The organism is Paenibacillus xylanilyticus (genome assembly GCF_013359935.1).
Lineage (GTDB): Bacteria > Bacillota > Bacilli > Paenibacillales > Paenibacillaceae > Paenibacillus > Paenibacillus xylanilyticus.
In genome coordinates this window covers 57,569-84,211 of sequence record NZ_JABMCB010000178.1, presented here as the reverse complement: position 1 = coordinate 84,211, position 26,643 = coordinate 57,569, and the positions used below count along the sequence as shown (strand labels likewise).

The window sequence follows — 26,643 nt, the reverse complement described above, 5'->3', positions numbered from 1 at the left end:
GTTAAGCAATGGAAGCAATGGATTACACAGAGCATAATAACGGAGAACTGCGGCGTCTCCACCCCAAAGCCAAACAAGCAACAGCCCTGACGGCCTTAATGGTCAACGGGCTGTTGACTCTTCTGGCCATCGCATATCTGATTGTCGCATGGGTTAAGGAGTGGGTACAGTGGCCGGGTTGGATGGGTGTGGGGCTTTTCATCATTTCACTAATCTGGTACACCTGGATTCTGCCTGGATTGCGGTACCGGCATTTCAGTTTCCGGGTTGCTGAAGACGAGTTGGAAATTCACTCCGGCTGGCTGTGGCAGACGGATACGATTGTGCCGATGACACGTGTACAGCAGGTGGAACTGGAGAGTGGTCCGCTGCTGCGAAAGTATGGGCTTGCCAAAGTCAGCATCGTTACGGCAGCAGCCACGCTTCACATTGCCGGACTGGAAAGGGAAGAAGCGGAGCAGTTGAAGCGCAATATCGGACATCTGGCCAAGGTGGAAGATCACGATGAATGAACCGAAGCGTCTACATAAGTTGTACGTCTTATTCCCCTTTTTTAGCGTAATGAAGTCCATCATTCCAATCCTCGTTTTGCTCATCATCAAAGGCGTGAACTGGAGCAAGTTCCCCTGGTACGGTTATGCTGCGGCGATTGTAGTAATCGTGCTGCCTTTTGTCTTGTATGGTTGGTTTACATGGCGTAAATTCAGCTATACGCTGCAGGAAGATCGGATTGTTCTGCGCCGGGGCATATTTGTCCGGGAGGAGAAATCGATCTATTTCAGCCGGATTCACTCCATCCAGACACAACAGCCTCTGATTCAGCGGATCCTCCGGCTGGCTCAGCTCAAGATTGAGACGCCTGGAGGCAACGCAGAGGCGGATGGGGTGCTACCCGCTCTGGCAATTGCGGAGGCCGAGCGGGTAGAGCAATGGCTATATCAGAAGCGAAGTGAAGCTGCGAAGAAAGAGGAAGCACCTGCCGCAGCCGAATATGCTCATGAGCATGCTCACCATGAAGAGGGAGAATCTCCTGAGCAGAATGAGGGGGTTATACAGGAGGGGCCTGCTCCCCTTGTGCAGCGAGAGCGGGAGGTTCTGCTGCGGCTGTCAGCCGGCAGACTGTTTGCCGGAGCATTGACAACGATGAATCTGCCGCTTGTTGTGGTATTTGGTACAGGGGTCTATTCATTCGCAGATGACCTGCTACCGGATCATTTCTACAGCAGTCTGGTTGAACGGGCTGGACAGCTGTCAGCGATTTGGTGGCTCGGACTTGTTCCCGTCATGTTTTTGCTGGCTTGGATCCTGTCGGCAGTGCTGTTCACGATCAAATATGCCGGATTTACCGTAGAACAGGAAGGCGGTAATATTACCATTGTCTCCGGTCTGCTCGACCGGAAAAAGCATGTGTTTTCTCCTGGTAAGGTACAGGCAGTGGAGGTCAAGGAAGGGCTGCTGCGACAGCCATTTGGTTATGCCGAGGTGGAGATTTTTGTTCTGACTTCAGAGACGGAGAAAAAAATGATGCTGCATCCGCTGCTGCCGCTTCGTGATGTGAATGAGCTGCTTGCCCGAATTGTACCGCAATTCGAATTACAGCCACCCGTTACCTGCCCTCCGAAGCGGGCCCTCTGGCTGTTCATGCGCTGGAAATTGCTTGGTGCAGCCGTGCTCGGAACGGCGGGAACCGTGTTTCTGGGCCCAACAGGCGCACTGCTGTTTCTCTTATTGCCCTTATGCGCCGTGTGGGGATACGGATGCTTCAAAGATGAGGGGATGAGTATTCAAGGTAAGCTGTTAACACTTCGCCACCGGACCATATCCCGCAGTACGGCATTAATGCGCCGGCCTCATGTGGTCACGGTGAATACTGTTGCTACGTCTGGGCAGCGAAGCAAATCCTTATTATCCGTCCGGGCGAAACTTATGGTGAATCGAATCGGCTTTAAAGCGGTTTTTCTGGAACGGGAACAGGCCAATGCTGTTAAGGACTGGTTTCGGCAGGCTTCTGCCTTTATGAAGAGATGAAAATCGAATATCACGAAGAATGTACCCATTTAAGGCTGCCGGAATGCCGGCAGTCTTTTTTATGTTTGGGAGGCTAACTAAACGTGAACAACAACGTTTGGCATGATCCTTTTGTTACTGCGAAAGAAGATGAAATAGGGGATAATACATTTAATGGAATTTTCCTTTCTGTAATTAGATGATTCATTAAGGAGGGGTGTAATGGATGAGCAATGATCACAAAAAGGGGGAAGCGGAAACAAGCCGGCGAGGTGGATGGAAACATGCCGGATTGCTGCTTGGTGGAGTAGGCATATCCAATCTGGGGGATTTTATCTACATTGTGGCTATTAATCTGATGGTGCTCAACATGACTCAGTCTCCAGCAGCAGTAGCAGGATTGTGGATCATCTCCCCTATTGCCTCGGTATGCACCAAGTTCTGGTCAGGCAGTCTGATCGACCGCTATGACCAGCGGCAGATGATGATTGGAGCCGATCTGGTGAGAGCTGTACTCGTGGCAGTGCTTCCGCTGATGCCGAGTCTATGGATGATGTATGGCGTCATGTTTCTTGTCAGTATGTCGTCCTCCATATTTGTGCCGTCTTCACAGGTATATATTACCCGGCTGGTTCCTGCTGAGCGGCGAAAGCGATTCAATTCCCTGCAGGCGATGATCAGCTCAGGCGCTTTTATTACCGGTCCGGCCATAGCGGGAGTTATGCTGATCTATCTGTCTCCTGTGGCCGCGATCTATGCCAATGCAGCTTCCTTTGTTGTGTCTGCACTGATCCTGATGTTCTTGCCAAGGCTGGGCATTGGAGAGCAGAACCGCGGAACGGGGACAAGGCTAACCCCACGTCTGATTGCACAGGATTGGCGTGCCGTGCTGCACTTCAGTCATCAATCAGGTTATGTGGTCGGAGTCTATGCTTTGTTCCAGATCATTCTCGTCATCGGCATGTCGCTCGATGCGCAGGAAGTGGTGTTTATCCGTCAAGTAATGAACCTGTCCGAATCGCAGTATGGCGCGTTGATGAGTGTTACCGGAGTTGGCTATTTGGCTGGATCTCTATTGGTTTGGTTATTCGCCAAACACTTGCCTATCCGTCATATGATGGGCGGTGGTGTGCTCCTGGTCGCGCTTGGCTATTTCCTGTTCGCTCGTTCATTTTCGTTCGAGCTTGCAGCATTCGCCTTTATTATGCTTGGGCTGTGTTCCGCACTGGCGAACACGGGTCTGGTTACCTTTTATCAGAATAATATTCCGGTGGACCTGATGGGGAGGATGAGCAGCGTGCTTGGACTGATGCTGAGTGCTTTACAGGTCATCTCAATTTTGGCAATGGGGGGAGTTGCTGAAGTGATATCCCTTCGGACGGTGTATACGGTTGTTTCAGCAATTCTTATGCTGGGTGCTCTCCTATTGTGGCTTACTAGCTGGTTTCCTTCCAGACAACTATTTTATGGCGAACATGAGTCTTCCAAAAAATCATTTAGTGGTTAGGCATCATACTGTTTTCGACTGAACGATCCCGTGACAGGACGCATATAGATAGAAGATGATCTCGATCCGGCGACATAAGCTAGGAAAAGGGGGCATCGCAGAAAATGGCTGTCTTATCAACGGGGCCGATTGAAAATAGTATCGTGGTGGGAAGCGGTGTACGCCCTACCCAGAGAATTACGGTAAGAGTGGACAATCGGGATCCAGCAAACTTTGCAACCGTGCTGGTTCAGGGCTACTACTTGAATGGCATTCGTACATTATATGTGGAAGAAGTGTTTAATGTTTTGCCCAATCAGTCGATAACAAAAGATTATTATGCAAACTTGGATGCATTTGAATTCATCTTCACTACGGGGGATGCTGCTGCGGCTGATGTTCAGGTCTCCGTATGGGGGAAGGATCAGAATGGGGAGTTGGTAACAGCCCACCGTCTGGTGTCCGAGGAGTTGCTGGGAGCGTACGGGGGCATAGTTGGGGCGACTGGTGCTACTGGAGCTACCGGGACAGCAGGTATAGTGGGAACGACGGGACCCACAGGTGTTACTGGAGTGACAGGAATGACAGGTGTTACCGGCCCGCCGGGAGGAACGACCGGAGTGACAGGGGCGACGGGGATCACTGGAGCAACAGGAATAAGCGGGGTTACCGGGCTGACGGGCGCTACGGGAACGACTGGAATCACAGGAGTAACAGGGATCACTGGAGCAACAGGAATAAGCGGGGTTACCGGGCTGACGGGCGCTACGGGAACGACTGGAATCACAGGAGTAACAGGGATCACTGGAGCAACAGGAATAAGTGGGGATACCGGTCTAACAGGTGCTACAGGGACAACTGGAGTCACGGGATCAACGGGAGCCTCAGAACCGGCGAGTTCCTCACTATTTGCAAGCAGTCAGACAAATGCAATCGGTCTACCGCTTGCGGGAGAAACAACGATTCAGACACTCAATGTCCCCGTCGTAGTAGGTCAACGGGTAAAGATTGATAACAGTGCTCAAATTGCCGTTGTGGTTACGGCCAACTGGAGCGTGACATTCGCTATGCGACTCCGCAGAAATGGAGTTCTGATTAACGAGCTGATTATTTCCCGGACGGGAAATACTGCGTCTACGGTACGCTTTCTTTCATCTAATACCTACGTCGATACATCTATTGCAACGGGAACCAACGCCTACACGATAGGTATCCAGTTTACATTGGCTGCGAACGTAACCAGTGCCTCAGCTGAGACTCGAAATCTGAATGCCATTCGTTTTACATGATACTATTCCCAAGATGATAATGATACGTCACTTTTATTGACATTACGTGTGTTGCATATTAATCTGTTATATGAATGATTCATTTAAAAATGATAAGCGTTTGATATGTGTTCGAACGAGTATTGACCATACAGCGGATGAGAACGAGCGGGAGAGACCTGAGCCGGCCAAGTGTACAGTAAGGCTGCCAGGCACCGAAGGAGCAAGCTGCTGCGCACCCGGCGCAGTGGTTAATCTCTCAGGTAAATGTACCATCGTTGGACGCAACTCTGGAGAGTGCGCAGGTTGCGCCACCCAAGGGGTATATGATGAGAACGGTATGCCGACTGCGGCTGCCCCTGATCATGAAACTCTCAGGTAACGAGGACAGAGAGAGGGCCTAAGGCCTTCTACTGTCCTTTTTTGATGTCATCATTCAGTAATGAAGGAACATTATGGTGCATGTCTGGATGGATATGACGATATGGAGGGGTGCAGGATGCGGTTTAAAGATGTTTTTTCAATTATTGGCCCGTCGATGACGGGTCCGTCAAGTTCACATACAGCTGGGGCTGCAAGGCTGGGGAGAATTGCGCGTCAGTGGCTGGGATGTACCCCGGAACGTGCCAGGCTGACATTGTACGGTTCATTTGCTGATACGTATCAGGGTCATGGTACGGATCTGGCACTGATCGGCGGTTTGCTTGACTATGTCACGGATGATCCGCGTATACCGGACGCTGAGGAATATGCGGAGCAAGCGGGTATGGAGGTTGAATTCTTTACGAGTGGACTACCTGCTCCGCATCCCAATACGGTCAAGATTGAGTTGTGGTACGGTGAGCGTCAATGCTCGCTGATTGGTGCTTCCATTGGTGGCGGCAGCGTATCGGTACATTCGCTCAATGATTTCCGTGTACAGATCAGTGGAGAATTTCCAACACTGGTTCTGCGCCATTCGGACAAAGCAGGGGTGCTCGCGTCGGTTACGTCTACGATCAGTTCGTCAGGTGTTAACATCGGTTACATGCAAGTGGACCGGAAAGCCCGGGATGGCGAAGCGCTGACAGCGATGGAAATGGATGGAGTGCCAAGTCCGGAAATGTTGAACCGCCTGCGGTCACTGGATCATGTGCTGGATATTCGCGTTATTGATTTGAAGAAAGGGGTGGAACCGGATGCGGTTTAAGCACTTGCACGAACTGAATACCATCTGTACGGCTGAATCGAAAACCATTGCCAAGCTGATGATTGAGGAGCAGGTTCAGGAGACCAATACGCCTGAAGCGGACGTTGTACAGCAGATGTCAGAGTACTATCAGGTGATGAAGGAAGCTGTGCAAAAAGGGCTTATCGAGGATACAACTTCACGCAGTGGCTTGACCGGCGGAGACGGCAAGAAAATGGCGGAGTATATTCGTCAAGGCGAAACCTGTTCGGGTGATGCTTCTGCACTTGCGATGGTCTATGCCCTTTGTGTGTCTGAAGTCAATGCTTCCATGGGCCGGATCGTGGCTACGCCGACAGCAGGTTCGTGTGGCATTATCCCGGGGGTATTTATCAGCTCCCAAGAGCGATTCGGCTGGAGTGATGAGCATCTGGTCAACGGCCTATTCTGTGCAGGTGCGATTGGATATGTCATTGCCAACAACTCGTTTATCTCCGGTGCTGAAGGCGGCTGTCAGGCTGAAGTCGGTTCTGCGATCGGCATGGCTGCCGGTGCCATGGTTGAACTGCGCGGAGGAACACCCGAGCAGGTTGTTCATGCAGTAGGTCTCGCGTTAAAAAATACACTGGGCCTCATCTGCGATCCGGTTGCGGGCCTCGTGGAAATCCCATGCATCGTCCGTAACGGACTGGGCGCCGTAACGGCTCTGGCTGCGGCCGACATGGCACTGGCCGGAGTACGAAGCGCCATACCTTCGGACGAAGTCATTGACGTCATGCTGGAAGTGGGCAGTGCGATGCCAAGCAGGCATCGGGAGACAGCGCAGGGTGGATTGGCCCAGACACCAACGGGCCGGAAAATGATGGAGAAGCTGGCCAAACCGAAGGCGAAGCGTGCAGAGCCTGAGGAGGAGATGGGAAACGCGCAGGGAAATTCGGAAGAGCAGGCCTAGAACCGAGCAGCTAAGGCGAGCATTCATCATAGAAAACCAATAAAACAAGCGTCCACTGGCCCTTTTACAGGTCATACAGGACGCTTGTTTTCGATTCAGGAAATCTAATTAGCTCCTTTGGTATGCATAAGTAGGGGGAAGGTCGTGTGATCTACAATGCATGCCAAGTGACTACTTGCTCTGCTCTCGAGTGATCTCCGTACTTAGTACGGCATAACCATAAGCGGGCAGTTCAATGGCCAGAACATCGCCATCCTTGGCTGTACGATGGTTGCCGTCCAATAATTCGGTCCATTCGCCTGTACCTGCATCCAGTTCAATGATCGCCGTCTCCTCCGAACGATTGAACAGAATGAGAATACGTTCCTCATCACTCTGTCGTTCCAGGACCAGCTGACTTCCTTCTGCCCGAGCCTGCAGGAATCGAACTTTGCCTTCTGCGCGCAGAGCGGGGTGAGCATGACGAAGCGCAATGAGCTGTTGATAAAAGGCTAACAACTCGCGGTCCTGCTTCGCTTCATCCCACTCCATGCATTTCCGGCATCCCGGATCAGCTCCACCATCCAGCCCAATCTCGTCTCCGTAATAGATGCACGGCGTACCTATGTAAGTAAACTGGAATAGCGCCGCCAGTTTCATTTTGCGCTGGTCACCTTCACATAGCGTCAGCAACCTTGGTGTATCATGACTGTCCAACAGGTTGAACGCCACTTCGCTGGCTTGCAGCGGATAACGTGATAATTGCCGGCCGATGGAGTTCGCGAACGCCTCGGCATTCATTTTATTTTTCACAAAGAAACCATTCACGGCATCGGTAAACGGATAGTTCATGGAGGCATCAAACTGGTCGCCTTGCAGCCAGGCCGAGGATTCATTCCATATCTCACCGAGAATGTACGCATCCGGATTCGCAGCTTTCACCACCCGGCGGAAATCACGCCAGAATGCATCATCCACTTCGTCTGCGACATCCAGTCGCCAGCCGTCCATGCCTACTTCCTTGATCCAATACTCGGCAACCTTCAGCAGATAGTCTTTCACCTCGGGATTTTCCGTGTTCAGCTTGGGCATGTGCGGCTCGAATCCAAAGGTTTCATACGTAGGGATGCCATCCTTCACATCCAGCGGGAACTCGTGTACGTGGAACCAGTCTTTATACTTGGATTTTTCCCCGTTTTCCTGCACGTCCACAAAGGGAGCAAACGTCTTCCCGGAATGATTGAATACCGCGTCCAGAAGCACCCGAATGCCGCGTTCATGACACAGCTTAACCAGCCGTTTCACTGTATCTGCATCACCGAAATGCCGATCTACCCGGAGATAGTCTTCGGTATCATATTTATGGTTGGTGGTCGCTTCGAAGATAGGGGTAAAATAGATGGCGTTAATGCCCAGCTCGCTGAGATAGTCCAGATGATCAATCACACCCTGGAGGTCGCCTCCGAAGAAGTTGGACGGTGTAGGATCGCCGCCCCATGGCTCAACATTCTCCGGATTAAGGTCAGGGTTTCCATTGGCAAACCGCTCGGGAAAGATCTGATAGAAAACAGCATCCTTGACCCACTCAGGCGGCGTGAAGACCGCACCCGGGTGAATATAGGGGAACTGAAACATCTGCCCTGGATCGTCCGGTTCGTCTTCCTGGAAGTCCGTTTCGGACATCCAGATCTGCTCGTCTCCGCTTTTCAGCAAAAAGGAGTATTTCAGGCGATGGTACGGAGGTTTTATTTCACCCTCATAGTAGTCGAACATGGCGTCGGAGGTGAACTTGGCCAAAGGAATCAGCTCTTTGGTGTTTTCCCATGCGTATTTATCACCCGTCATGGCGTATACCTCGGTGAGATCATTCTTTTTGGCACGCAGACGCAGACGAACAGAATCCTTATCGTAGGCGTACGCCCAGTTTCGTTTGGGTTGATGATAGATGGCTTCCAGCAGCATGCTTAAATTCCTCCCCTTTTCACATATGGTATGTACTTCATAGACCTCATGGCATGGCATTTCTGAAGCTGCAGATTAAGGTATAATGAAAATTAAAGGTAACGGAGTATTCATCTAAGGAGTATCGTTTCGTTTATACATACAGCTTACTCCATTATGTTCAGATATATAATTAACCAAAAGGGTGCAGAAAGGAAACGAATTTACGCATGAAAACAAAACTGCTATACATTGAGGACGATACGGAAATCGCGACATGGGTCAGAGCCGACCTGGAGGAGCGTGGTTATGAGGTCGTATGGCTGGGAAGTGGAGAAGGTGCTGCTGAAGCTGCCGGGGACTGCTCGCTGATCATTTTGGATGTCATGCTGCCAGGGCTGGATGGATTTACGGTGGGGCAGCGGCTAAAAAAGGAACATCCTTCAGTGCCGATCGTCATGCTCTCGGCCAGAACGTCTATTGATGACAAGCTGCACGGGCTTGATTTTGCCGATGATTATGTAACCAAGCCGTTTCACCCCGATGAACTCGCTGCGCGAATTGAAGTTCAGCTGCGAAAGGCAGGGACTACGGTTTCCTCCGATGCTGCTCTGAAACTGGATCACCTGTCCATCTATGAGAAGGACAATCGGATCGTGAATGAGGAGACGGGGGAGGAGATCATTTTATCGGGAAAACAGTTTCACATCTTCGGCTACCTGCTCAGGCATATGGGCATGATCCGTACGAAAGAGCAGATTTATGAGGCGGTCTGGAATGAGCCCTATCTCGATGGAGACAAAACATTAATGGTACATATTCGCCACCTGCGCGAAAAGCTTGAACTTGATCCAGCGAATCCGTCAGTGATTCAAACCGTGCGCGGGGTTGGATACCGTGTGAAGAAACCATGATCGGGCGGTTCAAAGAGAAGGGGAAACGGAAAAGTCAGAGGGAACGGAAGGAGCCTGAAAAGCGTAAGCTTCGATTTGGTCGCTCGCTCATGTCCCGTTATATGATTCTGATTTTATGTGCCATTTTGTTTGTTCCCGTCGTTCTTCCAATCACATCCATCATTTATGTGGTGGTGGTGAACAATACGAGCAAAGGCAGTCAGGCTCCCTACGGTGATGTTACCCATATAACCAATCTCTGGTCGAAAGAATCGATGAAGCTGGATGAGGCAGCGCCTGCCCAGATCGATAAACGCATGAAGCAGTTACAAGCCAAATATCCCAAATCATCAATGTACCGGGTGAACGAAAAAGGGGAGACCGCGTTTATCCTCGGGGGTGAAGGTGTGGAAGTATCTGAATCTCCGGTGAATGGAACGACAATGACTATATTGAAATGGACGCTGAATAATCAAAAAAAGGAAGAAACTCGAATTCCTGCAGTCTGGGACGTAGCCAGCACCTTGCAATTCATGAAGGAGGCCAACTACCGTGATCCGCTGACTGTTGTTTCATTTATAGGTGGAGGGGATCAGAACAAGGGAAAAGGCTTCATGGTGATTGAAGTACCGCGATATTTACTGCAAAAGCCTCAAAGCAACTGGCCGATGGAACTCCTGTATCTCGGGTTGGTTATGACCATCATTTTTCTGGTATTTATTGTGATGTCGATCCTGTTCTTTGCACGGATTCGCAAACGGCTTATCCGTCTGCAGACAGCCATGATTACTCCAGGCAAGGAAGGTATTCCGCTTCCTGTCGATATCCGGAGATCGGACGAGATTGGTCAGTTGGAGGATTCATTCAACCAGATGGTGTATCAGCTGACAGACAGCCGCCTCAGGGAACGGGAAGAGGAACAGTTCCGCAAACGTCTCATTGCAGGGCTGTCTCACGACTTGCGCACGCCTCTAACGGTCATCCGTGGACACATGCATGCCCTGAACAAGGAAGCGCTCAGCGATAAGGGCAGCAGCTCATTGGCACGCATGGAAGCCAAGATGGATGATCTAAGTGGACTTATTGATAACATGTTATCGTACAATCTGCTTGCAAGCGGAAAGTATACCCTGAAACTGGAGGAGAAGGATGTCCTTCGAATCGTTAGGGAAACGGCCGCGGCATGGTACCCCGTATGGGAGAAGGAACAGTTTGATATCGATATTGACCTGCCGGATGAACCGCTGATCTGGCGGGTCGATGAACAGGGCATGCGTCGTATTCTGGATAACCTGTTACAGAACGTGATCCGGTATGCGGGGGATGGGAAGTACATCGGCATATCCACAGAACGAATTCAGGAAAGAACAGCCTTGGTGATTCGAGATAAAGGGCCTGGGATGCAGCATGAAATAGGGGCAAAAGGTACAGGTCTTGGGCTGTCCATTGTAGATCTGCTCGTCCGCGAGATGGGGCTGCGCAAGAAGGTGGACAGCTCGCCGGAGGGCGTCCGGATATTTATCTACTGACTCGAATAGGTGGGGTGGAAACCACGATTTAAACTAAACTTAAACTTCGGATCACTTTAGATTTAACCTTGGGCGGTTACGATGATATCCGAGGTGATCAAACAGTGAGTGATAACATTATTCAAACGGCTAACTTATGGAAAACATATCGGGATCGTGCAGCGGTTCGCGAATTGGATCTGCATATTAAGAAAGGGGATATCTACGGTTTCCTGGGGCCTAACGGTGCGGGTAAAACAACAACCATCCGCATGCTGCTGGGCTTGATCAAACCGACAAAAGGCGTCATTCGTGTCTTCGATAAAGACATTCGGAAGGATCGCATGGATATCCTGCGCCGGGTCGGTTCGCTCGTGGAGTACCCGTCCTACTACGGTCATCTGAATGCGGTGGAGAATCTGGAAGCCTTGCGCCGGATCCTGGGCGTGCCGAAATCAAGAATTGCCGAGGTGCTGTCCATTGTCGATCTGACAAGGGATGCGAAGCGCTCGGTGAAAGGATATTCGCTCGGCATGAAGCAGAGGCTGGGGATTGCAAGTGCTCTGCTGGGCGAACCGGAACTGCTGATTTTGGATGAGCCTACGAATGGGCTGGATCCAGCGGGGATTCAGGAGATTCGGGAGTTAATTAAACGCATGCCGCTGGAACATGGTATTACGGTGCTGGTATCCAGTCACTTGCTCAGTGAAGTGGAGCAGATGGCCAGCCGGGTTGGCATTATTCGTGAAGGTAAGATGGTGCTTCAGGACACAATTGCCAATCTGCATAGCCAAACAGGCAGTTCTATTCGATTGACCGTCTCTGAGCCAGAAGAAGCCATGAAGCTGGCGAGAGAGCAGGGGCAATTCGGTCAGCGGCAGGGGTCTGAACTTACATTCCCGTACATGGACAACAGTGCGATAGCGCTGCTGGTGCGCAGGCTGGTTGAGCAGGATCACGCCATTTACCGGGTGGAGGAGCACCGTCAGTCGCTCGAAGACCTCTTCATGCGGGTGATTGGTGAGGGGGCAATGGTATGACGGGACGTGCACTATCGTCAGACTGGCTCAAAATTCGTGGCAAAGGTATCTGGTTTCTTGTTTTTCTTGCCCCCATTGGACTTACGTTAATGCAGGCGCTGAATTTTGGATTGCGTCTGGATTATCTAAAAGGGGTATTTGGCGATGACATGTGGAACGGGCTTTTGGAAAATGTGGTTGTTTTTGTGCCGCTTTCATTGATGCTGGGCGCAACAATCCTGAGCTCCATGATTGCGAATATTGAGCATGAGCAGGGTTCTTGGAAGCAGCTTCTGGCCATGCCGATTCCGAGACCGGCGGTATATCTGGCCAAATTCCTTTTGGCTTGTGTGCTGCTTGTCATCTCTTGTCTGCTCCTAACAGCCGGAATCGTCATTCTGGGTCTGGTGTTCGGCTTCGACGCGGGAGAAATCCCGTGGGGACAGGCAATCAAGCTGGGGCTGCTTCCACTGGCTGGAGCACTCCCCGTATTGTCGATAGAGCTGTGGCTCACCATGATTGCCAAAAATCAGGCGCTTCCGGTTACCCTTGGTATTGTGCTTGCCATCACAGGGATGTTCTCTCTTAGTCTCTCGCCAAGCTTCCCGCTCGCATGGGCGCAGATGGCATGGAATGGACCGAATCCATTCATGTATGCAGGGATGGGGTTAGCTGCGGGAATCCTGATTATGCTCCTTGGAATGATGCATTTCAGCCGGAAGGATGTGGCCTAGGATGAACTTTACTACGGCGTATTTCCGAATCCTGTCTGCTGAACGGCTGAAAATGGGCAAGTCTCCGGTATGGCTCCTGATTCTGCTGAGTCCATTATTGGCCCTGCTGATTGGGCTGCTCAGTGAGCCATCAGGTCAATGGGAAGTGCTGATGAGCACGATGGTCTTTTTGCATGGAATGCTGCTCATGCCAATCCTGACCGGCGTATTCACCTCGTTTGTCTGTCGCTTTGAACATGCAGGCGGGGGATGGAAGCAAATGTTGGTACTGCCACTCACCCGCACAGGTGTTTATGCAGGAAAGTTAACCATCGTCCTTTTGCTTTTGGTGGGAACTCAAGTGTTGCTGCTAGGGTCCATACTGCTTGCCGGATGGATTCAGGGCTTAACGGAGCCTGTGCCGTGGGCATTTATAGGAGGCAAATTGCTGCTTGGTTTGTTCGCCTGTCTGCCTCTTGCTGCACTGCAAATGTTTGTTTCCCTGATATGGAGCAGCTTCGCTGCACCACTGGCTTTGAATTTTGCCTTAACCGTGCCCAATATACTGATTGTGAACTCGGCTACGTTCGGCCCCTTTTATCCGTGGGCTCAGCCGATGCTGCTAATGACACCGACGGAAGGCGGAGGGTTCGGAGCCTATAACGTTCCACTTGGTACACTCCTTACTGTCGTTGGAGGGAGCGCAGTGGTCTTCATTTTAATTGGAGTTCTCTACTTCAGAAAAAAAGAAATATAAAGATTCCTATATGCCATTCTAATTCTCGTTAGAATTAATACCCCCGCAGCCACCATCCGAGTATATATTCGTGTGGCCGCGGGGGATTTATTTCATCTTCTGACCCAGCCATCATGAATGGTGAGTTCTCGAACAACCTTTGCTGGCGTTCCTGCAACCAACGTATTCTCAGGTACATCTTTGGTAACCGTACTCCCCGCGGCGACCACTGCATTCTTTCCGATGATAACGCCAGGAAGAATTAATGATCCGGTTCCGATCCAAGCGTTGTCGTGAATGACAATTTTTTTGGCCATATTGCTTCCATCATCAAGGGAGTCAATCCGATGGTAGGCACTATCAAATATGCTCGTTCGTGGTCCGATCATCACGTTATTGCCAATGGTGATCTCAATATTGGCTGCAATTCCCACGCCGGCATTAATCACAACGTCATCCCCTATGATTAACCGTGCCCCTTTAACAACGGTTAGCTGCGTCCCCCAGGGTTTTCCGATGATATTGAGTCGTTTGCCCACATGGAGATCACCGAATTTATTTAAATACACCTTGCCTCTTATACGTGGCAATAATCCAAGCGATGGCTGAATTTTTCCAAACAAAGCCATTCCCCGAACCTTCCCGTAAGCAACTTTAACTCTGTTCGGCAGCATGATCTCCATCCTCTCCATATCTAGCAACGTCCTGTTGAATTCAGCAATGAGATAGGTTTCGTATACCTGTACAGGTACGTCCTTTGTGTATCGATTATAGCCTATTTGCATATAGCGACTTTCATTGCAATTTGCTTTAATTAAAAAAAAATGAAAATTCCATCATTTTCAAATGGGAATATTACAATTTTAGTGTGAGATTGTAAGCAAAATTAATCTGGAATCTGGTAAAATAAAAAAAGCTGTTTCTTGTTAGCCTTACATGGTTATTCGTGGGTAGACACTTAATACTAAAAATGCCTAGTGGCATTGTTAGAAGAAGAATAAGGCTGAGAAAAGAGGGGTAAGCCTTGGATACTAATAAAACGGAAACCCTGAAACGGATTATTTCTGAGGGAAGTTCTTACCAATCATTATTTTTCAATCATCCGGATGCCATATATGTAATGGACATTCATGGAAATTATATTGATGCCAATCCATCAGTAGAGCGGATATCAGGATATACACTTGATGACTTGATTCGTATGAACCCCAATCAGATCTGTCCAACTGACAGTGAACATTCGAGGCAGAAATATATTAACGAGGTTATTACTGGACGTTCAGTAAGCAACACTCTATCGTTTTATCATAAAAGTGGTTCGGTACGACAGGCGGAAATAACCTACGTGCCTATAACAGCTGGAGCAGAGGTCGTAGGAATCTACGGCATAGCCAAAGATGTGACAGAGATCGTGGCAGTGAAGCGGAAACTCCAGGAAACGCAAGAAAAGTATCAGGTGCTTGCGGATCACGCCCAGGACCTGATAACGACTAGCTCATTGGAAGGCGAGCTGTTGTACGTTTCTCCTTCAGTGTACTCTTTGCTGGGATATCAGCCGGAGGAAGTGACAGGCAAGTTTTTCAAGGATTATTGTTATCCCGGAGATTACCCTGATCCGTTGGAGCTATCGGAGATTGGCAATGGCTGCAAAATGCGTGTCCTGCACAAGAAAGGCCACTATGTCTGGATGGAGACTTTGGCGAAGCCTGTAGCTGGAGCGAAGGGCAGAGGCGTCCAGATTGTAAGCATAAGTCGGGATATTACCCAGCACAAGGATGCGGACAGACGTTTGAGAGAGAGTCGACAGCGCTACAAATCCCTGTTCGAACATAATCCGGCTGCGGTCTATTCATTGAATCTTGAAGGTAAATATAGTGCGGTGAACCGCAATTTGGTCAAATTGCTGAACATCCCTCGCAATAAGCTGATCGGACAGTCCTTTCTGTCCAATCTGGATTCTTGTGAGGTAGGGCGTGGCGAAACCTACTTTGAGCTGGTGAAGCAGGGCAAACCGCAGCATTATGAAACGCGAATTGTGAATGCCATGGGGAAGAAGTTTGACGCTTCCATCATTAATGTACCCATTATTGTCGATCAGGAATTGGTTGGCGTGTACGGGATATTATCTGATATAACCGAACGCAAGGAGTATATGGAGCGTATTCAGGAACTCAGCAAGCAGCATGCGTTGATTCTGAATTCTGTTACAGAAGGCATATACGGACTGGATGCGGAAGGGACCACCATGTTTATGAATCCGGCGGCTGCATCCATGTTTGGTTACGAAGTGGAGGAATTCCTCGGCAAAAACGCCCATCCCATCATCCACCACTCCCGTGCTGATGGAAGTTATTTTCCAAAAGAAGAGTGTCCAATTCACATGACTGTAATGGATGGACAGCGCCGCTCCGTGAAGGAGGATGTGTTCTGGCGTAAGGACGGCAGCAGCTTTTTGGTGAAATATCAGGTTACACCGATTATTGATCAGGAGCAAATACAGGGTGTAGTCATTGTCTTCAATGATGTAACAGATGAACGTGAAATTGTACGTGCCAAGGAAACAGCCGAGCTCGCAGCGCAGGCCAAGTCGGAATTTTTATCGATGGTGAGTCACGAGATTCGTACACCGATGAACGGAATTGTTGGCATGACCGAACTCCTGATCGGAACGGATCTGTCGGAAGAACAGCGGGAATATGCCCAGATTATCCAAGAGAGTGGAGACGCCCTGCTGAATATTCTGAATGATATTCTGGATTTCAGCAAACTGGAGTCCGGTAAGATGGCTCTTGCTTATGAACCGTTTTCTCTCCGCAAGATGCTGGAACAGGTTGCAGAGCTGTTCAAGGTTCGAGCAGAAGAGAAACAGTTGCAGATCAGGTACCGTCTGAATCCAAATATTCCGGAATTCATGTTGGGTGATGCGATGCGTATCCGTCAGATTCTGGTTAATTTGGTCAGTAACGCCCTCAAGTTTACGGACCAGGGCAGTATTGATGTCAATGTGGATATCGTTAAGGGCAGAAAGCCTGAAGATAGCGTACTGGATTTTGCGGTGAAAGACACGGGGGTTGGAATACCTGCGGACAAGCTGGATCAGTTGTTCCAATCCTTCTCTCAACTTCATCCGGTGATTAACCGCAAATATGGAGGCACAGGGCTGGGTCTTGTGATCTCGAAACGGCTTGTGGAGATTATGGGCGGAAGTATCAGTGTGGAGAGTGAGGACGGAAAAGGATCAACCTTCCGTTTTGCTGTGCCTGCCACAAGTGTGGATGATGCTGCCGAAGACACAGCACGTCAATTCTCCCATGACCGCACTCGCCAGAGCGACAAGGTCGCGATGCGTATTCTGGTAGCCGAGGATCATCCGGTGAACCGGAAAATCTTGACCGAGTACCTTGAAAAGCTTGGCTATGAAGCTGATGTTTGTACCAATGGGGTTGAAGCCATTGAAGCCATCTCGCAGAATGCCTATGATATTGTGCTTATGGATATTCACATGCCTGTTATGGACGGGATTAAGGCGACCGATCTTGTACACCGGCTCATTCCACAGGATCGTATTCCTGCAATTATTGCCGTGACAGGTAATGCCAAACGGGAGGACAAGGAAGCTTGTCTGGAAATTGGGATGCGGGATTTCATCAGCAAACCGGTGATGCTCAGTGAATTGAAGCGGGTGCTTCAGCAGTGGGGGCCAGCAGATCAGCCTCAGCTCGCACCGAATTAATGATATAGCATCCAGTACAACAACCGAACAGGCCAGTGAAGTCTCCGAGCAGGAGGCCGCTGGCCTGTTTGGTTTATCAAGATTATCCGATTTAAGAATGTTTCATAAAAAGGTCGAAGGGAAGCATTATGCCAAAGTCAGTCGATTAATATTGCCGGATAATATCGCACAGGAACGCTCGAATTTCTCAAGCTCGGACGAATCCAGATTCAACTCAATGATCTCCTGAATGCCATTCCCTCCAATAATCGCCGGAACACCGGCACAGACGTTGCTTTGGCCATACTCTCCCTCCAGAATAGCCGAGACAGCAATGATTTTGTGTTCATCATTAAGGATGGAACGTGTAATGTGAGCCAGTGCATTCCCGATTCCGAATTGGGTGGAACCTTTGCGGGTGAAAATCTCCCATCCGGCATCTTTGGTTTTGCGGGCGATATCATCGAGATCCAGATGTTTAAAACGTTCTTTATGCTGTTCCATAATGTGCATAATCGGTTTGCCTCCTATGGTCACATGCGACCAGGCTACAAACTGCGACTCTCCATGCTCCCCGAGCGCATATCCGTGCACGCTGCGTGGATCGATCGAAAACACTTCGGATAACAGCGTTTTGAGCCGGGAGGAATCAATGGAGGTCCCCGTACCAATGACATGTTCGCGCGGAAGCCCGGACAGCTTCCATACCATATAAGTTACTATGTCAACCGGATTGGCAGCGACGACAAAAATACCGCGGAATCCGCTCTCCATGATAGGGAAAACAATGTCCTTGGCAATCGATTCAGCTTCCTCCAGAATATCCAGCCGTGTCTGACCCGGTTTGGGATTCGCCCCTGCAGTCAGGACAATGACATCCATGTTTCCGCAATCTGCATAAGTACCCGCGTATACTTTGGTACGATTATGTGTGAAATCCATGCAATGCGAGAAGTCCAGCGCTTGCGCAACGGCGCGGTCATACGTCCGATCGACCATCATGATTTCCCTGCATATGGACTGATTAATCATGGAATACGCACAACTTGAGCCTACAAGACCCGCCCCGATGACCGCTACTTTACCTGATTTGCCTAACACTGTCGTTCAGCCCCCATATCCACTTGTTTTTCATCCGTACTTCAAACATATGTCAAGTATAGTCCTTTAATTTATGCCAAAATCCGTATTTACGTTACATAAGATAACACATGGAAAAGCTGTACAGCAATGATATCCTCTATCGCGGGAGCGTATTGGAGCAATGGAGTTAACAAAATTGACATGAATAATGTATTTTCAAGAAAACGACGGCGTTTGCATCAGCACGATTCGACCTGACATCATTCCTCCTGCTTGTCGGATCAAGGGGGATTTTTACGAATAAGAGACCTGACAAAAGTTCTTATGAATCCGCACAAACAGAACAAAACCGTCAAAGGGATCTCTGCATGAGCCGACGAATACCTATTGGCAAGCTAATCAAAATGCAATTTGGTCCATGAGACAGGTTGACCCGATCCGATGACAGTTCCAGAAAGGAACGCTGAAGCCACTATTTTTGAATCCAAAAGACTTCATTCCGGGAGGGAATAATAATGATTGAAGAAGCAGGAGCAACGACGGAAACGGCCAAGAGCCTGGGCATAGGAGCCAGTACTCTTCGTAAATATGCGGCAGCACTGGAAGAGCAGGGGTATCGATTCGAGCGTTCCGCCAACAAATCCAGATTGTTCAGATCAGACGATATTGAGTGCATTGAACGGTTAATGACAGAGCTCAGGGAGCATAACCTGCCGCTTGCGGATGCCGTGGTGACCGTTTTGTCACCAGAGGTGCCCGTAAGCGCGGAAGGGATTTCTTCGGAGAAGGAATGTGCGGCAGCCGCGATACCTGCCATGTTCCCTGAAGGAACAGAGCCAGCCGCCAGTCTCAGGTCCTATGAGGGTCTGGGCCAGCTTGTAAATGAAGTGACCTACGGTGCCGTTGAGCCAAAAGAGGATCGGGTGCAAATACTGCAGCAGCGAGTGGATGAGCTGGAGTTAACACTGCAGCAACTTGCTGATACCCATACGGCCCTGCAGGACCAGATCGAGAAGCAGCGTCTATGGATGAACGAGAAGCTGGAAGAGGAGCGGGATCGTGAACTGGTGACCAATTTGCGCAGTTTCCAGGGCCGAAAGCGCAAACCAAAAGGAACTTCGCTGCGGATGCTGTTTGGCTTGCTGCCCAAGAAGCACAAGGAAGCGTGAAAAGAAGAAGGGGTCTGTCGTGATTTCGCGCAGGCAGCCTGATATAATAAGCTCCATATCACAACAGGAAAACGGGCTGCTTGATCTGCTGTGTGGGCATATGGAATGCCGCATGGAGTTCGGGATGCCGGTGTGGGAGGACATGTGGAGCTGCAACGAAGTTGGCAAAGGTTACTTGGTCTGTGGACAGACCGTCCCCGGCGGGAGGGCTCATTGATCTTGGAACGATACAGGATACAAGAGCTGCTTGGCATGGGGAGCTATGGACTCACCTATCTATGTGTAGACGAGCAGAACGGCAAGGAAGTGGCATTAAAAGAATCAAAACCCAGCAAAGGCAGACTTTCCGCCCGATTGCTGGATCGGGAAGCGGACGTGATGAACCGGATGAATCACCCGGCAATTCCGAAGCTGCTGCATGCATTTAAATATAAGGGAAGAAGCTGCATCGTTACAGAATACATCCGCGGTGAGACGCTGGAACAGTGTATATTTGAGCAGGGCCTCAAGTATACAGAGCAGGAATGTCTGGCACTTGCTATCCAATTGCTGGCACCACTAGTCCATGTTCACGAGCAGGGATATATTCACGGGGATGTGCGCATTCCGAACGTTATTTTTCGTGAGGGGCAGATACATTTAATTGACTTTGGCCTGGCGCGGCGTATGGGGGAGCCGTTGCTGCCTGAGCTGAAGCGCAGGATGCGGGAACTGCCCGAGCCCGAAGATGAGCCTGCCTCACCTGATCAGGATTTGCAGGATCTGGGTCATTTTCTTCTGTTTATGCTGTACTCGGCATATGAGCCAGAGAAGGGCAAGGCACCTGCAAGTTGGCAGGAGGAGCTGGAGCTTACGCCTGAACTGCGCCATATGCTGGAGAGACTGCTGGGGCTTCGCCCAGGATACACAGCGGGTGCGCCTGAATTACAGGTGGAAGTGAAGCGCGTATTGGATTCCTATTCAAGTGAAAAGGGTACACAAATAGGGGATGTTCTGCTGCCGTGAGATTCGGCTGGCTGAACATCCCCTATTTGCATATATAGTCATTGCAGCACCATATTAGCTGGAGCTGTATTTTCTGCTTTTGTAATACCCCGAGCCGTGGCGGTTATCCCGGTATTTCATATCTGAAGATGAATAGCGTTTATATCCGCGCTTCCCTGAGGAACTGCTGTAACGTTTATAGGAGCGTCTGTCCGAGGAACTATAGCGCCTTCGGTGTGATGAAGATTTGGAATCAAGGAGTTTGCCAATTATTTTTTTGAACATGCATGATCACCCTTTCGTCTTCCGTTTTAAGCATATACGCAGCCTGAGAGAGGAGGGTTTCGAGTTTTTTATGGAAAGTGGTATTCATTGTACATATGGTTGGCGTATAATAGGATGTTGATAGTTTACGGAGTACACGAATTTTTTATTTTGAGCGTTTCGCGCTACAATAGAAGACAGGATAAGATTATAACGGACAGGAGAAGTTGTAATGATTACGTTAAAAACCAAAGAGCAGATCCAGAATATGAAAAAGGCGGGCGAAATTCTCGCTGCGTGCCATAAAGAAATTGCGAAAATGATCCGTCCAGGGATCACCACCCAGGAGATCGATCAGTTCGCAGAAGCTTTTATGAAGAAACATGGTGCAACACCGGAGCAAAAAGGGTACAACGGGTACCAATATGCGACATGTGCGTCTGTAAATGACGTGATTTGTCACGGTTTTCCGGGAAAATATGTACTGAAGGACGGCGATATCGTCACGATTGACATGGTCGTGAACTTGAATGGCTGGCTGGCCGATTCCGCGTGGTCTTATGCGGTGGGACAAGTGACACCGGAAGCCCAGCATCTGCTGGATGTCACAAAAACGTCCCTTTACAAAGGCATTGAGCTTGCCGTAGTCGGCAACCGGATCGGTGATATTTCCAATGCCATTCAGACGTATGCTGAAGGAGAAGGCTTGTCTGTCGTACGAGAGTTTATCGGTCACGGTATTGGTGAAAAAATGCATGAAGAGCCGCAAGTTCCTCACTATGGCCCACCGCATCGTGGTCCCCGCCTCAAGGAAGGCATGGTGATTACCATTGAGCCGATGCTGAACATCGGAACGTTCCGCAGCAAGCTGGATGCCGATGGCTGGACCGCACGTACACAGGATGGAAGCCTGTCTGCTCAATACGAACACACCATTGCCATTACGGCAGATGGTCCTGTGATTTTGACTGCACAGGAGTAGTGATTCATTCGTCGATCGTGGCAATAAAATGATATTTGATGTTTTCAAGGCGGCCCACGTTTGTGATCCGCCTGTTTCGGTTTAAACTATTAAGAGTCAGCATTTAGCACTGTGTGATAACGGGAGCTTCGGGGAATATTGAATTCCTGAAGAACAGCCCGAACCCGCGGGCGAGCTTCATGCTTGAAGAGATAACATATTGTGCTGGTGGTATAACATATATGATGATAGAGGTTATATTCAGGCCACTGGCAACAAGGAGGTCATTAAGTTGTCTGAAAATGAACAGATTGTACTTGCATCACGTCCGGAAGGTGCACCATCCCGAGACAATTTCAAATTCATTCACACTCCGCTCCCTGAACCGGAAGCAGGTCAGGTTCTGGTGCGTACACTATATTTGTCGGTTGACCCTTATATGCGTGGCCGTATGAAAGACACCAAGTCTTATGCACCTCCATATGCGCTGAATGAAGTCATCAAAGGCGGGGCCATCGGACAAGTGGTAGACTCCTCGGAACCCAATTTGCGCAAAGGTGATTTTGTCTCAGGCATGTGGGGCTGGCAGCGGTATGCGGCAGTCAACACGGGAGATCTCTCCCTTATTGATACGGAGGAGGCGCCCCTTACAGCATACCTCGGTGCGCTTGGCCTGACGGGGTTAACGGCCTATTTTGGCATGGAGGATATCGGCAAACCGAAGGATGGCGAAACGGTAGTGGTGTCAGGCGCAGCGGGAGCTGTAGGCATGATTGCCGGTCAGATCGGCAAGATCGTAGGTGCAAGAGTGGTCGGTATTGCAGGTTCTGATGAAAAATGTGCATATTTAAAAGAAAAGCTCGGATTCGATGTTGTCCTGAACTACAAGCGGGAGAACGACATGTCTGCAGCCATTGAACGGGTGTGTCCGGATGGCGTAGATGTCTATTTCGACAACGTTGGCGGTGATATTTCAGATGCCGTGCTCAGACATATCAATCGGAATGCACGCATTCCGCTGTGCGGGCAGATTTCGTCCTATAATCTGGAGAAGCCGGACATCGGCATGAGACCACAGACATTGCTGCTGACCAACACAGCGCTGATGAAGGGTTTCTTGCTTGGTGACTATGCGAAATCCTTCAAGGAAGGACGCGCTAAATTGGCAAAATGGATGAAGGAAGGCCTCATTCAGTATGAGGAGAACATTGTGGAAGGATTCGAACAGACTCCGGAAGCCTTTATGGGCCTGTTCTCGGGGGATAATCTAGGTAAACAGCTGGTGAAAGTTGCAGATTCCGAGTAAAGTCGCATTATTTATGCATGCCAGGCAAACAGGTTCATGTAAACAATAACAAAAGACACGTCTCGCATTAGCACATGCTGAGAACGTGTCTTTTTTAATGATTCAGTCACAATCAAGACGCTGTGGCAACGACTTCCTTATAGTGTTTGTACATATATACCCGCCAGCGCACAATCATGCCGAAGGCCAAAAGGAAGAACAATCCACCTGTCTGCGGAATGGTGATGTACTGCTGAATGACCTCATGCAGGATCAGACGTACTGCCAGCAAGCCGAGCAAAATAAAGGCGAAACTGCGGGATCGGGTGGCGAATATCTCTTCGTTTATCTTTTCAAACCGGGTACTGCGAATGAGAGGATAAGAGAAGAGAAACCAACCAACCAGCAATGCAATGAATGCCCAAAGCAGCGGAACATGGGTCTCTGGTACAACAAACATCAGGAATCCGGTACTCATGCCCAGCGGCGGAATAAGTATTTTTCGAATGGTTACCGGCCGGTGACTGGCCTTCATACGAATGAAAATGGCAAGCAATGCCATGACAAGCATACCCAGGGTTGCGCCGATCTGAAGGTAATACGGACTGATTTGAGCCACGAAAGTATCCCTCTTTCTGGAATAATATATGATCCGGCTATTCGGATGATCAAACGAATCTCAGAATTTGTTGTTTCTATTATATCACAAACCAATAAAGCCGATAGAATGCATAGTGCATAATTTGCACGAACTCATCATAACGTGATTAGCACCATTTGATTATTGAAAATTTGTACTATTTTGTCCACTGCAGGTTCATTTATGCAAGCAAGGGCAAATCAGGTAAACCATGGACTATACAAATGCATGAAGAGAGCGAGACACCCTGGGAGGAAGACACAGCATGAAAAGAAACCACAGGCCATTAACCGTATGGTTGCTGGCTTGTCTGACAGTGATATCGGTGGCTCTGGCTGTTCCCTGGATCTGGTGGCAGTCTCAAGCCCCGGTGCTGCTGAACATCATGATTATCGACAAAACGAGTCCGAAAGCACCTTATCCGGGATATAAAGGCTTGGTATGGCTGCTGAATCAGCAGAAAATTGTGCAGAGGACCGGAGAACGGTACTTCTATGACGAAAATAATGACGAGGATAGCACGGTGAATGGTGTTTCTCCTGTAACAGGAACACCCCAGGATGAGATAGCCGAAACGGATCTGATCTACTTGACCTCATCGAGAATCAACCCTGGACCTGATGTTAGCCCCAAACAGTCTAAAAACGAGGGGGATGAAGGGCTAACGATATATGATGCCCATAAAATTCGGGAAGCAGCCGACAGAGGGGTAACGGTTGTTGTGGAATACAATACACAGTCCCTCTGGACATCCAATAATGTCAGGGAGCAGCTCTACCCCATCCTGGGCTTGAAGAGCAGTGGTTGGCGGGGAAAATATGTATCCAGCCTGCAAAGTCGGATTGAAGTGCCTGAACAGGTACGCATTGATTATGAGCACATTGCGGGACAGGAGTGGCCCTACTACGGACAAGGCATTCTGCTTGTTCATGAAGATGGCCGGGTTATCGTGCTGCGTGGCGGGAAGGATGTACGGGCGGGTGAGCTCAGGCTGTCTTTTACTGAGATAGGCAGACAGTGGAGCGGAATTCATCAGGAGATTCGGTACAGCAGCTGGTTCGATGTCGTTGTGCCGGATCAACCGGATGCTGTACTGGCGAGGTACAAAGTCGATCTGACCGCGGAAGGTCGGCAGAAGCTCGTCAATGCAGGTATCCCGAGTGATTTTCCGGCTATCGTGCGTAATGACATGAATTATCGGGCTTACTATATGACAGGTTCATTCGGAGAGCTGGAGCATTACTCGTTCTGGCGCAGAATCAAGGGATGGGATGTTATCAAGGGATGGCTTACATCGAATCAGAAAGGAATACCGGATATGTTTTACTGGAAGGTGTACGTGCCTGTTATGAAACAGATTCTGGAGGAGGTCCAAGCCGAAGAACTTGTCTGGCGATAGAGAAAAACCGTTCTGAAGGAACGGTTGGAGGAAAAAAGGGAATGCAGCAATGAGCTGTATTCCCTTTTTTCGTATGATAGTAGGCGGATCAGTCTTGATGCAGATGTTGAAGCCCATAAATGAAGGCTTTAACGGTCAGGCGAAGGCTTTCATGGGGTTCGAAGTCCATGTTGAACCCGCCTTGCGCTTCAATGGATGCGAAGCCATGGCACAGACTTCTTAAGCCGCGTACCGCATGCAGGGCTTCGGCTTCGGAGAGCGGGTATGGCTGCAATGCCCGCAACAGAATCTCAAGTGTAGCTGTGCTGGCAGCTGCGAGCTCCGGTTCATCGCGATCCGGAGCGTGGAAGGAGGCTTCGTACAGCCCTGGATGCTGGCGGACAAAGCCGATATAAGCTGCGGCGATGGCCTGAATGGCCTCGTCGCCAGTGTGTTCAGCGGCAGCCGAGGCTAGTGCCTGGCTGAGCTGCTCGACAGACATCAGCGCCAGCTCCTGGCGAAGCCCGGGGAGACCGCTGATGTGGTTGTACAGCGACGGAGAGCGCACATCCAGCCGCTGGGCGAGTGCCGCCAGCGTGAGCGCCTGGAAGCCGTCGCTGTCAGCAAGCTGGGCCGCGGCGCTCAGCAGTGCGCCGCGATCCAGCCCCTGCCGCGGGCTCACAGGTGCCCTCCGGCAGGGCGCAGCCGCTGCTCCGCGTCAGCCGCCGCCGCACGCATGGCGGTCGCGGGCTGGCGCAGCATCCGTCCGTGGCCAACAGCCAGCACGGACGGTTCCAGCTCGGCCAGGCGTTTCGCGCTGGTCAGAGCAAGTTCACGGTTCCACGTCGCCAGTGCGGGGAACGGAAAGAGCGGGCGCAAGCGGCCGGACACGGCGAGGCCGCCATGCAGCTGGTACGCATCGCCTGCGATAAGCACGCGGCTGCGCGTATCCATGAAGGCCATGTGCCCTGGCGTATGGCCTGGAGTGGCTATGGCGATCAGGGAGCCGATGCGATCGCCGTCTTCCAGCAGCCGGTCCGGACGGGTGCGGATTCCTTTGGGCACACTGCCGCGTATCGGAGTCTGTGGTTCCCCCGGAAGCAGGGTGGCATCTCCCATGAGCAGCTTGGCATCACGCTTGGAGATGATGACCTCTACTGAGGGCAAAGCGTCCTTAAGGCCATCCAAAGCACCAACATGGTCGCCGTGGGCGTGGGTCAAAATGATTCTGGTGATCGGTTTGCCAATGGATTCGGCGGCAGCCAAAATTCCTTTCAGACTAAACGGCATCCCTGCATCAATAAGGGTTAAGCCCTCTTCCTCCTCCACGAGATAAACGTTCACAGGGAAGAGACGAGGAAGGAATGAAATTTGAATAACGTCATGCTCACGGGTTAATCTCATCGAAAAAACCTCCTGAAAACTAATGGTATTAGTAATATAACTAATGGGATTAGTTTTTGCAAGATCTTTGGGAAAATAAAAATATTTGAGGGA

The 26,643-nt window shown here is 50.1% G+C and carries 23 protein-coding genes and 2 riboswitches; of the genes, 17 read left to right on the top strand and 6 right to left on the bottom strand.

All coding sequences use genetic code 11. The features are described from left to right. The first annotated feature begins 8 nt into the window (after positions 1-8). The 6 genes from HP552_RS12650 to sdaAA all read left to right on the top strand — a co-directional run bounded on the left by HP552_RS12650 (position 9) and on the right by sdaAA (position 6,881). Positions 9-512, top strand: coding sequence for a PH domain-containing protein (locus tag HP552_RS12650; protein WP_246310862.1), 504 nt, complete (start codon positions 9-11; stop codon positions 510-512). Beyond that, entirely contained in the window at positions 505-2,028 is a 1,524-nt protein-coding gene (locus HP552_RS12645) for a PH domain-containing protein (protein WP_175395821.1), read from the top strand. Before HP552_RS12650 ends, HP552_RS12645 begins: the two co-directional genes overlap by 8 nt. Positions 2,029-2,233: 205 nt before the next feature. Further along, the gene (locus HP552_RS12640; protein WP_175395820.1) at positions 2,234-3,514 is read left to right on the top strand and encodes an MFS transporter; all 1,281 of its coding nucleotides are present in this window, start codon (positions 2,234-2,236) and stop codon (positions 3,512-3,514) included. A gap of 104 nt (positions 3,515-3,618) precedes the next feature. Next, on the top strand, positions 3,619-4,782 hold the full coding sequence (locus HP552_RS12635) for a hypothetical protein (protein ID WP_175395819.1): 1,164 nt from the start codon (positions 3,619-3,621) through the stop codon (positions 4,780-4,782). A gap of 138 nt (positions 4,783-4,920) precedes the next feature. Then, positions 4,921-5,045, top strand: a riboswitch (glycine riboswitch). 4 nt (positions 5,046-5,049) lie between these two features. Beyond that, positions 5,050-5,154: riboswitch (glycine riboswitch) on the top strand. A 106-nt stretch (positions 5,155-5,260) separates the two neighbouring features. Then, positions 5,261-5,950, top strand: a complete 690-nt coding sequence (gene sdaAB, locus HP552_RS12630) for an L-serine ammonia-lyase, iron-sulfur-dependent subunit beta (protein ID WP_175395818.1) — start codon at positions 5,261-5,263, stop codon at positions 5,948-5,950. Beyond that, the gene (gene sdaAA, locus HP552_RS12625; protein ID WP_175395817.1) at positions 5,940-6,881 is read left to right on the top strand and encodes an L-serine ammonia-lyase, iron-sulfur-dependent, subunit alpha; all 942 of its coding nucleotides are present in this window, start codon (positions 5,940-5,942) and stop codon (positions 6,879-6,881) included. Before sdaAB ends, sdaAA begins: the two co-directional genes overlap by 11 nt. Before the next feature lie 171 nt (positions 6,882-7,052). Here the strand turns inward: sdaAA and HP552_RS12620 are convergent, their stop codons facing one another. Further along, on the bottom strand, positions 7,053-8,822 hold the full coding sequence (locus HP552_RS12620; protein ID WP_175395816.1) for an alpha-glycosidase: 1,770 nt from the start codon (positions 8,820-8,822) through the stop codon (positions 7,053-7,055). Positions 8,823-9,031: 209 nt separating this feature from the next. Here HP552_RS12620 and HP552_RS12615 point away from each other — a divergent pair, with 209 nt between their 5' ends. The 5 genes from HP552_RS12615 to HP552_RS12595 all read left to right on the top strand — a co-directional run bounded on the left by HP552_RS12615 (position 9,032) and on the right by HP552_RS12595 (position 13,691). Continuing rightward, a complete protein-coding gene (locus HP552_RS12615) occupies positions 9,032-9,715 on the top strand; it encodes a response regulator transcription factor (protein ID WP_175395815.1) in 684 nt (227 codons plus the stop codon). Continuing rightward, positions 9,712-11,223 carry a HAMP domain-containing sensor histidine kinase gene (locus HP552_RS12610; protein ID WP_175395814.1) on the top strand — a complete coding sequence of 504 codons (1,512 nt, stop codon included), beginning with the start codon at positions 9,712-9,714 and terminating at the stop codon, positions 11,221-11,223. The genes HP552_RS12615 and HP552_RS12610 overlap by 4 nt, the downstream gene beginning before the upstream one ends. A gap of 104 nt (positions 11,224-11,327) precedes the next feature. Beyond that, the gene (locus HP552_RS12605; RefSeq protein WP_175395813.1) at positions 11,328-12,242 is read left to right on the top strand and encodes an ABC transporter ATP-binding protein; all 915 of its coding nucleotides are present in this window, start codon (positions 11,328-11,330) and stop codon (positions 12,240-12,242) included. Then, positions 12,239-12,955, top strand: coding sequence for an ABC transporter permease (locus HP552_RS12600; RefSeq protein ID WP_175395812.1), 717 nt, complete (start codon positions 12,239-12,241; stop codon positions 12,953-12,955). Before HP552_RS12605 ends, HP552_RS12600 begins: the two co-directional genes overlap by 4 nt. A 1-nt stretch (position 12,956) precedes the next feature. Continuing rightward, the gene (locus HP552_RS12595; RefSeq protein WP_175395811.1) at positions 12,957-13,691 is read left to right on the top strand and encodes an ABC transporter permease; all 735 of its coding nucleotides are present in this window, start codon (positions 12,957-12,959) and stop codon (positions 13,689-13,691) included. A gap of 92 nt (positions 13,692-13,783) precedes the next feature. Here the strand turns inward: HP552_RS12595 and HP552_RS12590 are convergent, their stop codons facing one another. Further along, positions 13,784-14,344 (bottom strand): acyltransferase, encoded by a 561-nt coding sequence (locus HP552_RS12590; RefSeq protein ID WP_175395810.1) that lies wholly within the window; start codon positions 14,342-14,344, stop codon positions 13,784-13,786. Positions 14,345-14,694: 350 nt separating this feature from the next. On the opposite strand from HP552_RS12590, the gene HP552_RS12585 reads away from it, so the two are divergent. Then, positions 14,695-17,403 carry a PAS domain-containing hybrid sensor histidine kinase/response regulator gene (locus HP552_RS12585; protein ID WP_175395809.1) on the top strand — a complete coding sequence of 903 codons (2,709 nt, stop codon included), beginning with the start codon at positions 14,695-14,697 and terminating at the stop codon, positions 17,401-17,403. A 126-nt stretch (positions 17,404-17,529) separates the two neighbouring features. Here HP552_RS12585 and HP552_RS12580 read toward each other — a convergent pair whose 3' ends face one another. Further along, entirely contained in the window at positions 17,530-18,483 is a 954-nt protein-coding gene (locus tag HP552_RS12580) for an L-lactate dehydrogenase (RefSeq protein ID WP_175395808.1), read from the bottom strand. Between the two features lie 497 nt (positions 18,484-18,980). Here HP552_RS12580 and HP552_RS12575 point away from each other — a divergent pair, with 497 nt between their 5' ends. From HP552_RS12575 to HP552_RS12560, 4 genes are all read left to right on the top strand, one after another. After that, positions 18,981-19,634 carry a hypothetical protein gene (locus tag HP552_RS12575; RefSeq protein ID WP_175395807.1) on the top strand — a complete coding sequence of 218 codons (654 nt, stop codon included), beginning with the start codon at positions 18,981-18,983 and terminating at the stop codon, positions 19,632-19,634. A gap of 219 nt (positions 19,635-19,853) precedes the next feature. After that, complete coding sequence (locus HP552_RS12570) at positions 19,854-20,639, top strand: serine/threonine protein kinase (RefSeq protein WP_246310861.1); 786 nt, start codon at positions 19,854-19,856, stop codon at positions 20,637-20,639. 475 nt (positions 20,640-21,114) lie between these two features. Further along, positions 21,115-21,864: a type I methionyl aminopeptidase gene (map, locus tag HP552_RS12565; RefSeq protein WP_175395805.1), complete on the top strand. Its 750-nt coding sequence runs from the start codon at positions 21,115-21,117 to the stop codon at positions 21,862-21,864. A gap of 271 nt (positions 21,865-22,135) precedes the next feature. After that, entirely contained in the window at positions 22,136-23,149 is a 1,014-nt protein-coding gene (locus tag HP552_RS12560; RefSeq protein ID WP_175395804.1) for an NADP-dependent oxidoreductase, read from the top strand. A 112-nt stretch (positions 23,150-23,261) separates the two neighbouring features. On the opposite strand, the gene HP552_RS12555 is transcribed toward HP552_RS12560, so the two are convergent. Beyond that, a complete protein-coding gene (locus HP552_RS12555) occupies positions 23,262-23,747 on the bottom strand; it encodes a CcdC family protein (protein WP_175395803.1) in 486 nt (161 codons plus the stop codon). 286 nt (positions 23,748-24,033) lie between these two features. On the opposite strand from HP552_RS12555, the gene HP552_RS12550 reads away from it, so the two are divergent. Continuing rightward, positions 24,034-25,167 (top strand): hypothetical protein, encoded by a 1,134-nt coding sequence (locus tag HP552_RS12550; RefSeq protein ID WP_175395802.1) that lies wholly within the window; start codon positions 24,034-24,036, stop codon positions 25,165-25,167. 88 nt (positions 25,168-25,255) lie between these two features. Here HP552_RS12550 and HP552_RS12545 read toward each other — a convergent pair whose 3' ends face one another. Together HP552_RS12545 and HP552_RS12540 are read right to left on the bottom strand one after the other, a co-directional pair. Beyond that, positions 25,256-25,828, bottom strand: a complete 573-nt coding sequence (locus tag HP552_RS12545; RefSeq protein WP_175395801.1) for a TetR/AcrR family transcriptional regulator — start codon at positions 25,826-25,828, stop codon at positions 25,256-25,258. Further along, a complete protein-coding gene (locus HP552_RS12540; RefSeq protein WP_175395800.1) occupies positions 25,825-26,550 on the bottom strand; it encodes an MBL fold metallo-hydrolase in 726 nt (241 codons plus the stop codon). The genes HP552_RS12545 and HP552_RS12540 overlap by 4 nt, the downstream gene beginning before the upstream one ends. Positions 26,551-26,643: the final 93 nt, after the last annotated feature.

Excerpts from the sequence above, each read along its gene's own strand:
- sdaAA (WP_175395817.1), top strand. The coding sequence starts at position 5,940 with ATGCGGTTTAAGCACTTGCACGAACTGAATACCATCTGTACGGCTGAA.
- HP552_RS12575 (WP_175395807.1), top strand. The coding sequence starts at position 18,981 with ATGATTGAAGAAGCAGGAGCAACGACGGAAACGGCCAAGAGCCTGGGC.
- HP552_RS12590 (WP_175395810.1), bottom strand. The coding sequence starts at position 14,344 with ATGCTGCCGAACAGAGTTAAAGTTGCTTACGGGAAGGTTCGGGGAATG.
- HP552_RS12620 (WP_175395816.1), bottom strand. The coding sequence starts at position 8,822 with ATGCTGCTGGAAGCCATCTATCATCAACCCAAACGAAACTGGGCGTAC.
- HP552_RS12645 (WP_175395821.1), top strand. The coding sequence starts at position 505 with ATGAATGAACCGAAGCGTCTACATAAGTTGTACGTCTTATTCCCCTTT.
- HP552_RS12550 (WP_175395802.1), top strand. The coding sequence starts at position 24,034 with ATGAAAAGAAACCACAGGCCATTAACCGTATGGTTGCTGGCTTGTCTG.
- HP552_RS12635 (WP_175395819.1), top strand. The coding sequence starts at position 3,619 with ATGGCTGTCTTATCAACGGGGCCGATTGAAAATAGTATCGTGGTGGGA.
- HP552_RS12615 (WP_175395815.1), top strand. The coding sequence starts at position 9,032 with ATGAAAACAAAACTGCTATACATTGAGGACGATACGGAAATCGCGACA.
- sdaAB (WP_175395818.1), top strand. The coding sequence starts at position 5,261 with ATGCGGTTTAAAGATGTTTTTTCAATTATTGGCCCGTCGATGACGGGT.
- HP552_RS12610 (WP_175395814.1), top strand. The coding sequence starts at position 9,712 with ATGATCGGGCGGTTCAAAGAGAAGGGGAAACGGAAAAGTCAGAGGGAA.
- HP552_RS12640 (WP_175395820.1), top strand. The coding sequence starts at position 2,234 with ATGAGCAATGATCACAAAAAGGGGGAAGCGGAAACAAGCCGGCGAGGT.
- HP552_RS12600 (WP_175395812.1), top strand. The coding sequence starts at position 12,239 with ATGACGGGACGTGCACTATCGTCAGACTGGCTCAAAATTCGTGGCAAA.
- HP552_RS12540 (WP_175395800.1), bottom strand. The coding sequence starts at position 26,550 with ATGAGATTAACCCGTGAGCATGACGTTATTCAAATTTCATTCCTTCCT.
- HP552_RS12595 (WP_175395811.1), top strand. The coding sequence starts at position 12,957 with ATGAACTTTACTACGGCGTATTTCCGAATCCTGTCTGCTGAACGGCTG.
- HP552_RS12650 (WP_246310862.1), top strand. The coding sequence starts at position 9 with ATGGAAGCAATGGATTACACAGAGCATAATAACGGAGAACTGCGGCGT.
- map (WP_175395805.1), top strand. The coding sequence starts at position 21,115 with ATGATTACGTTAAAAACCAAAGAGCAGATCCAGAATATGAAAAAGGCG.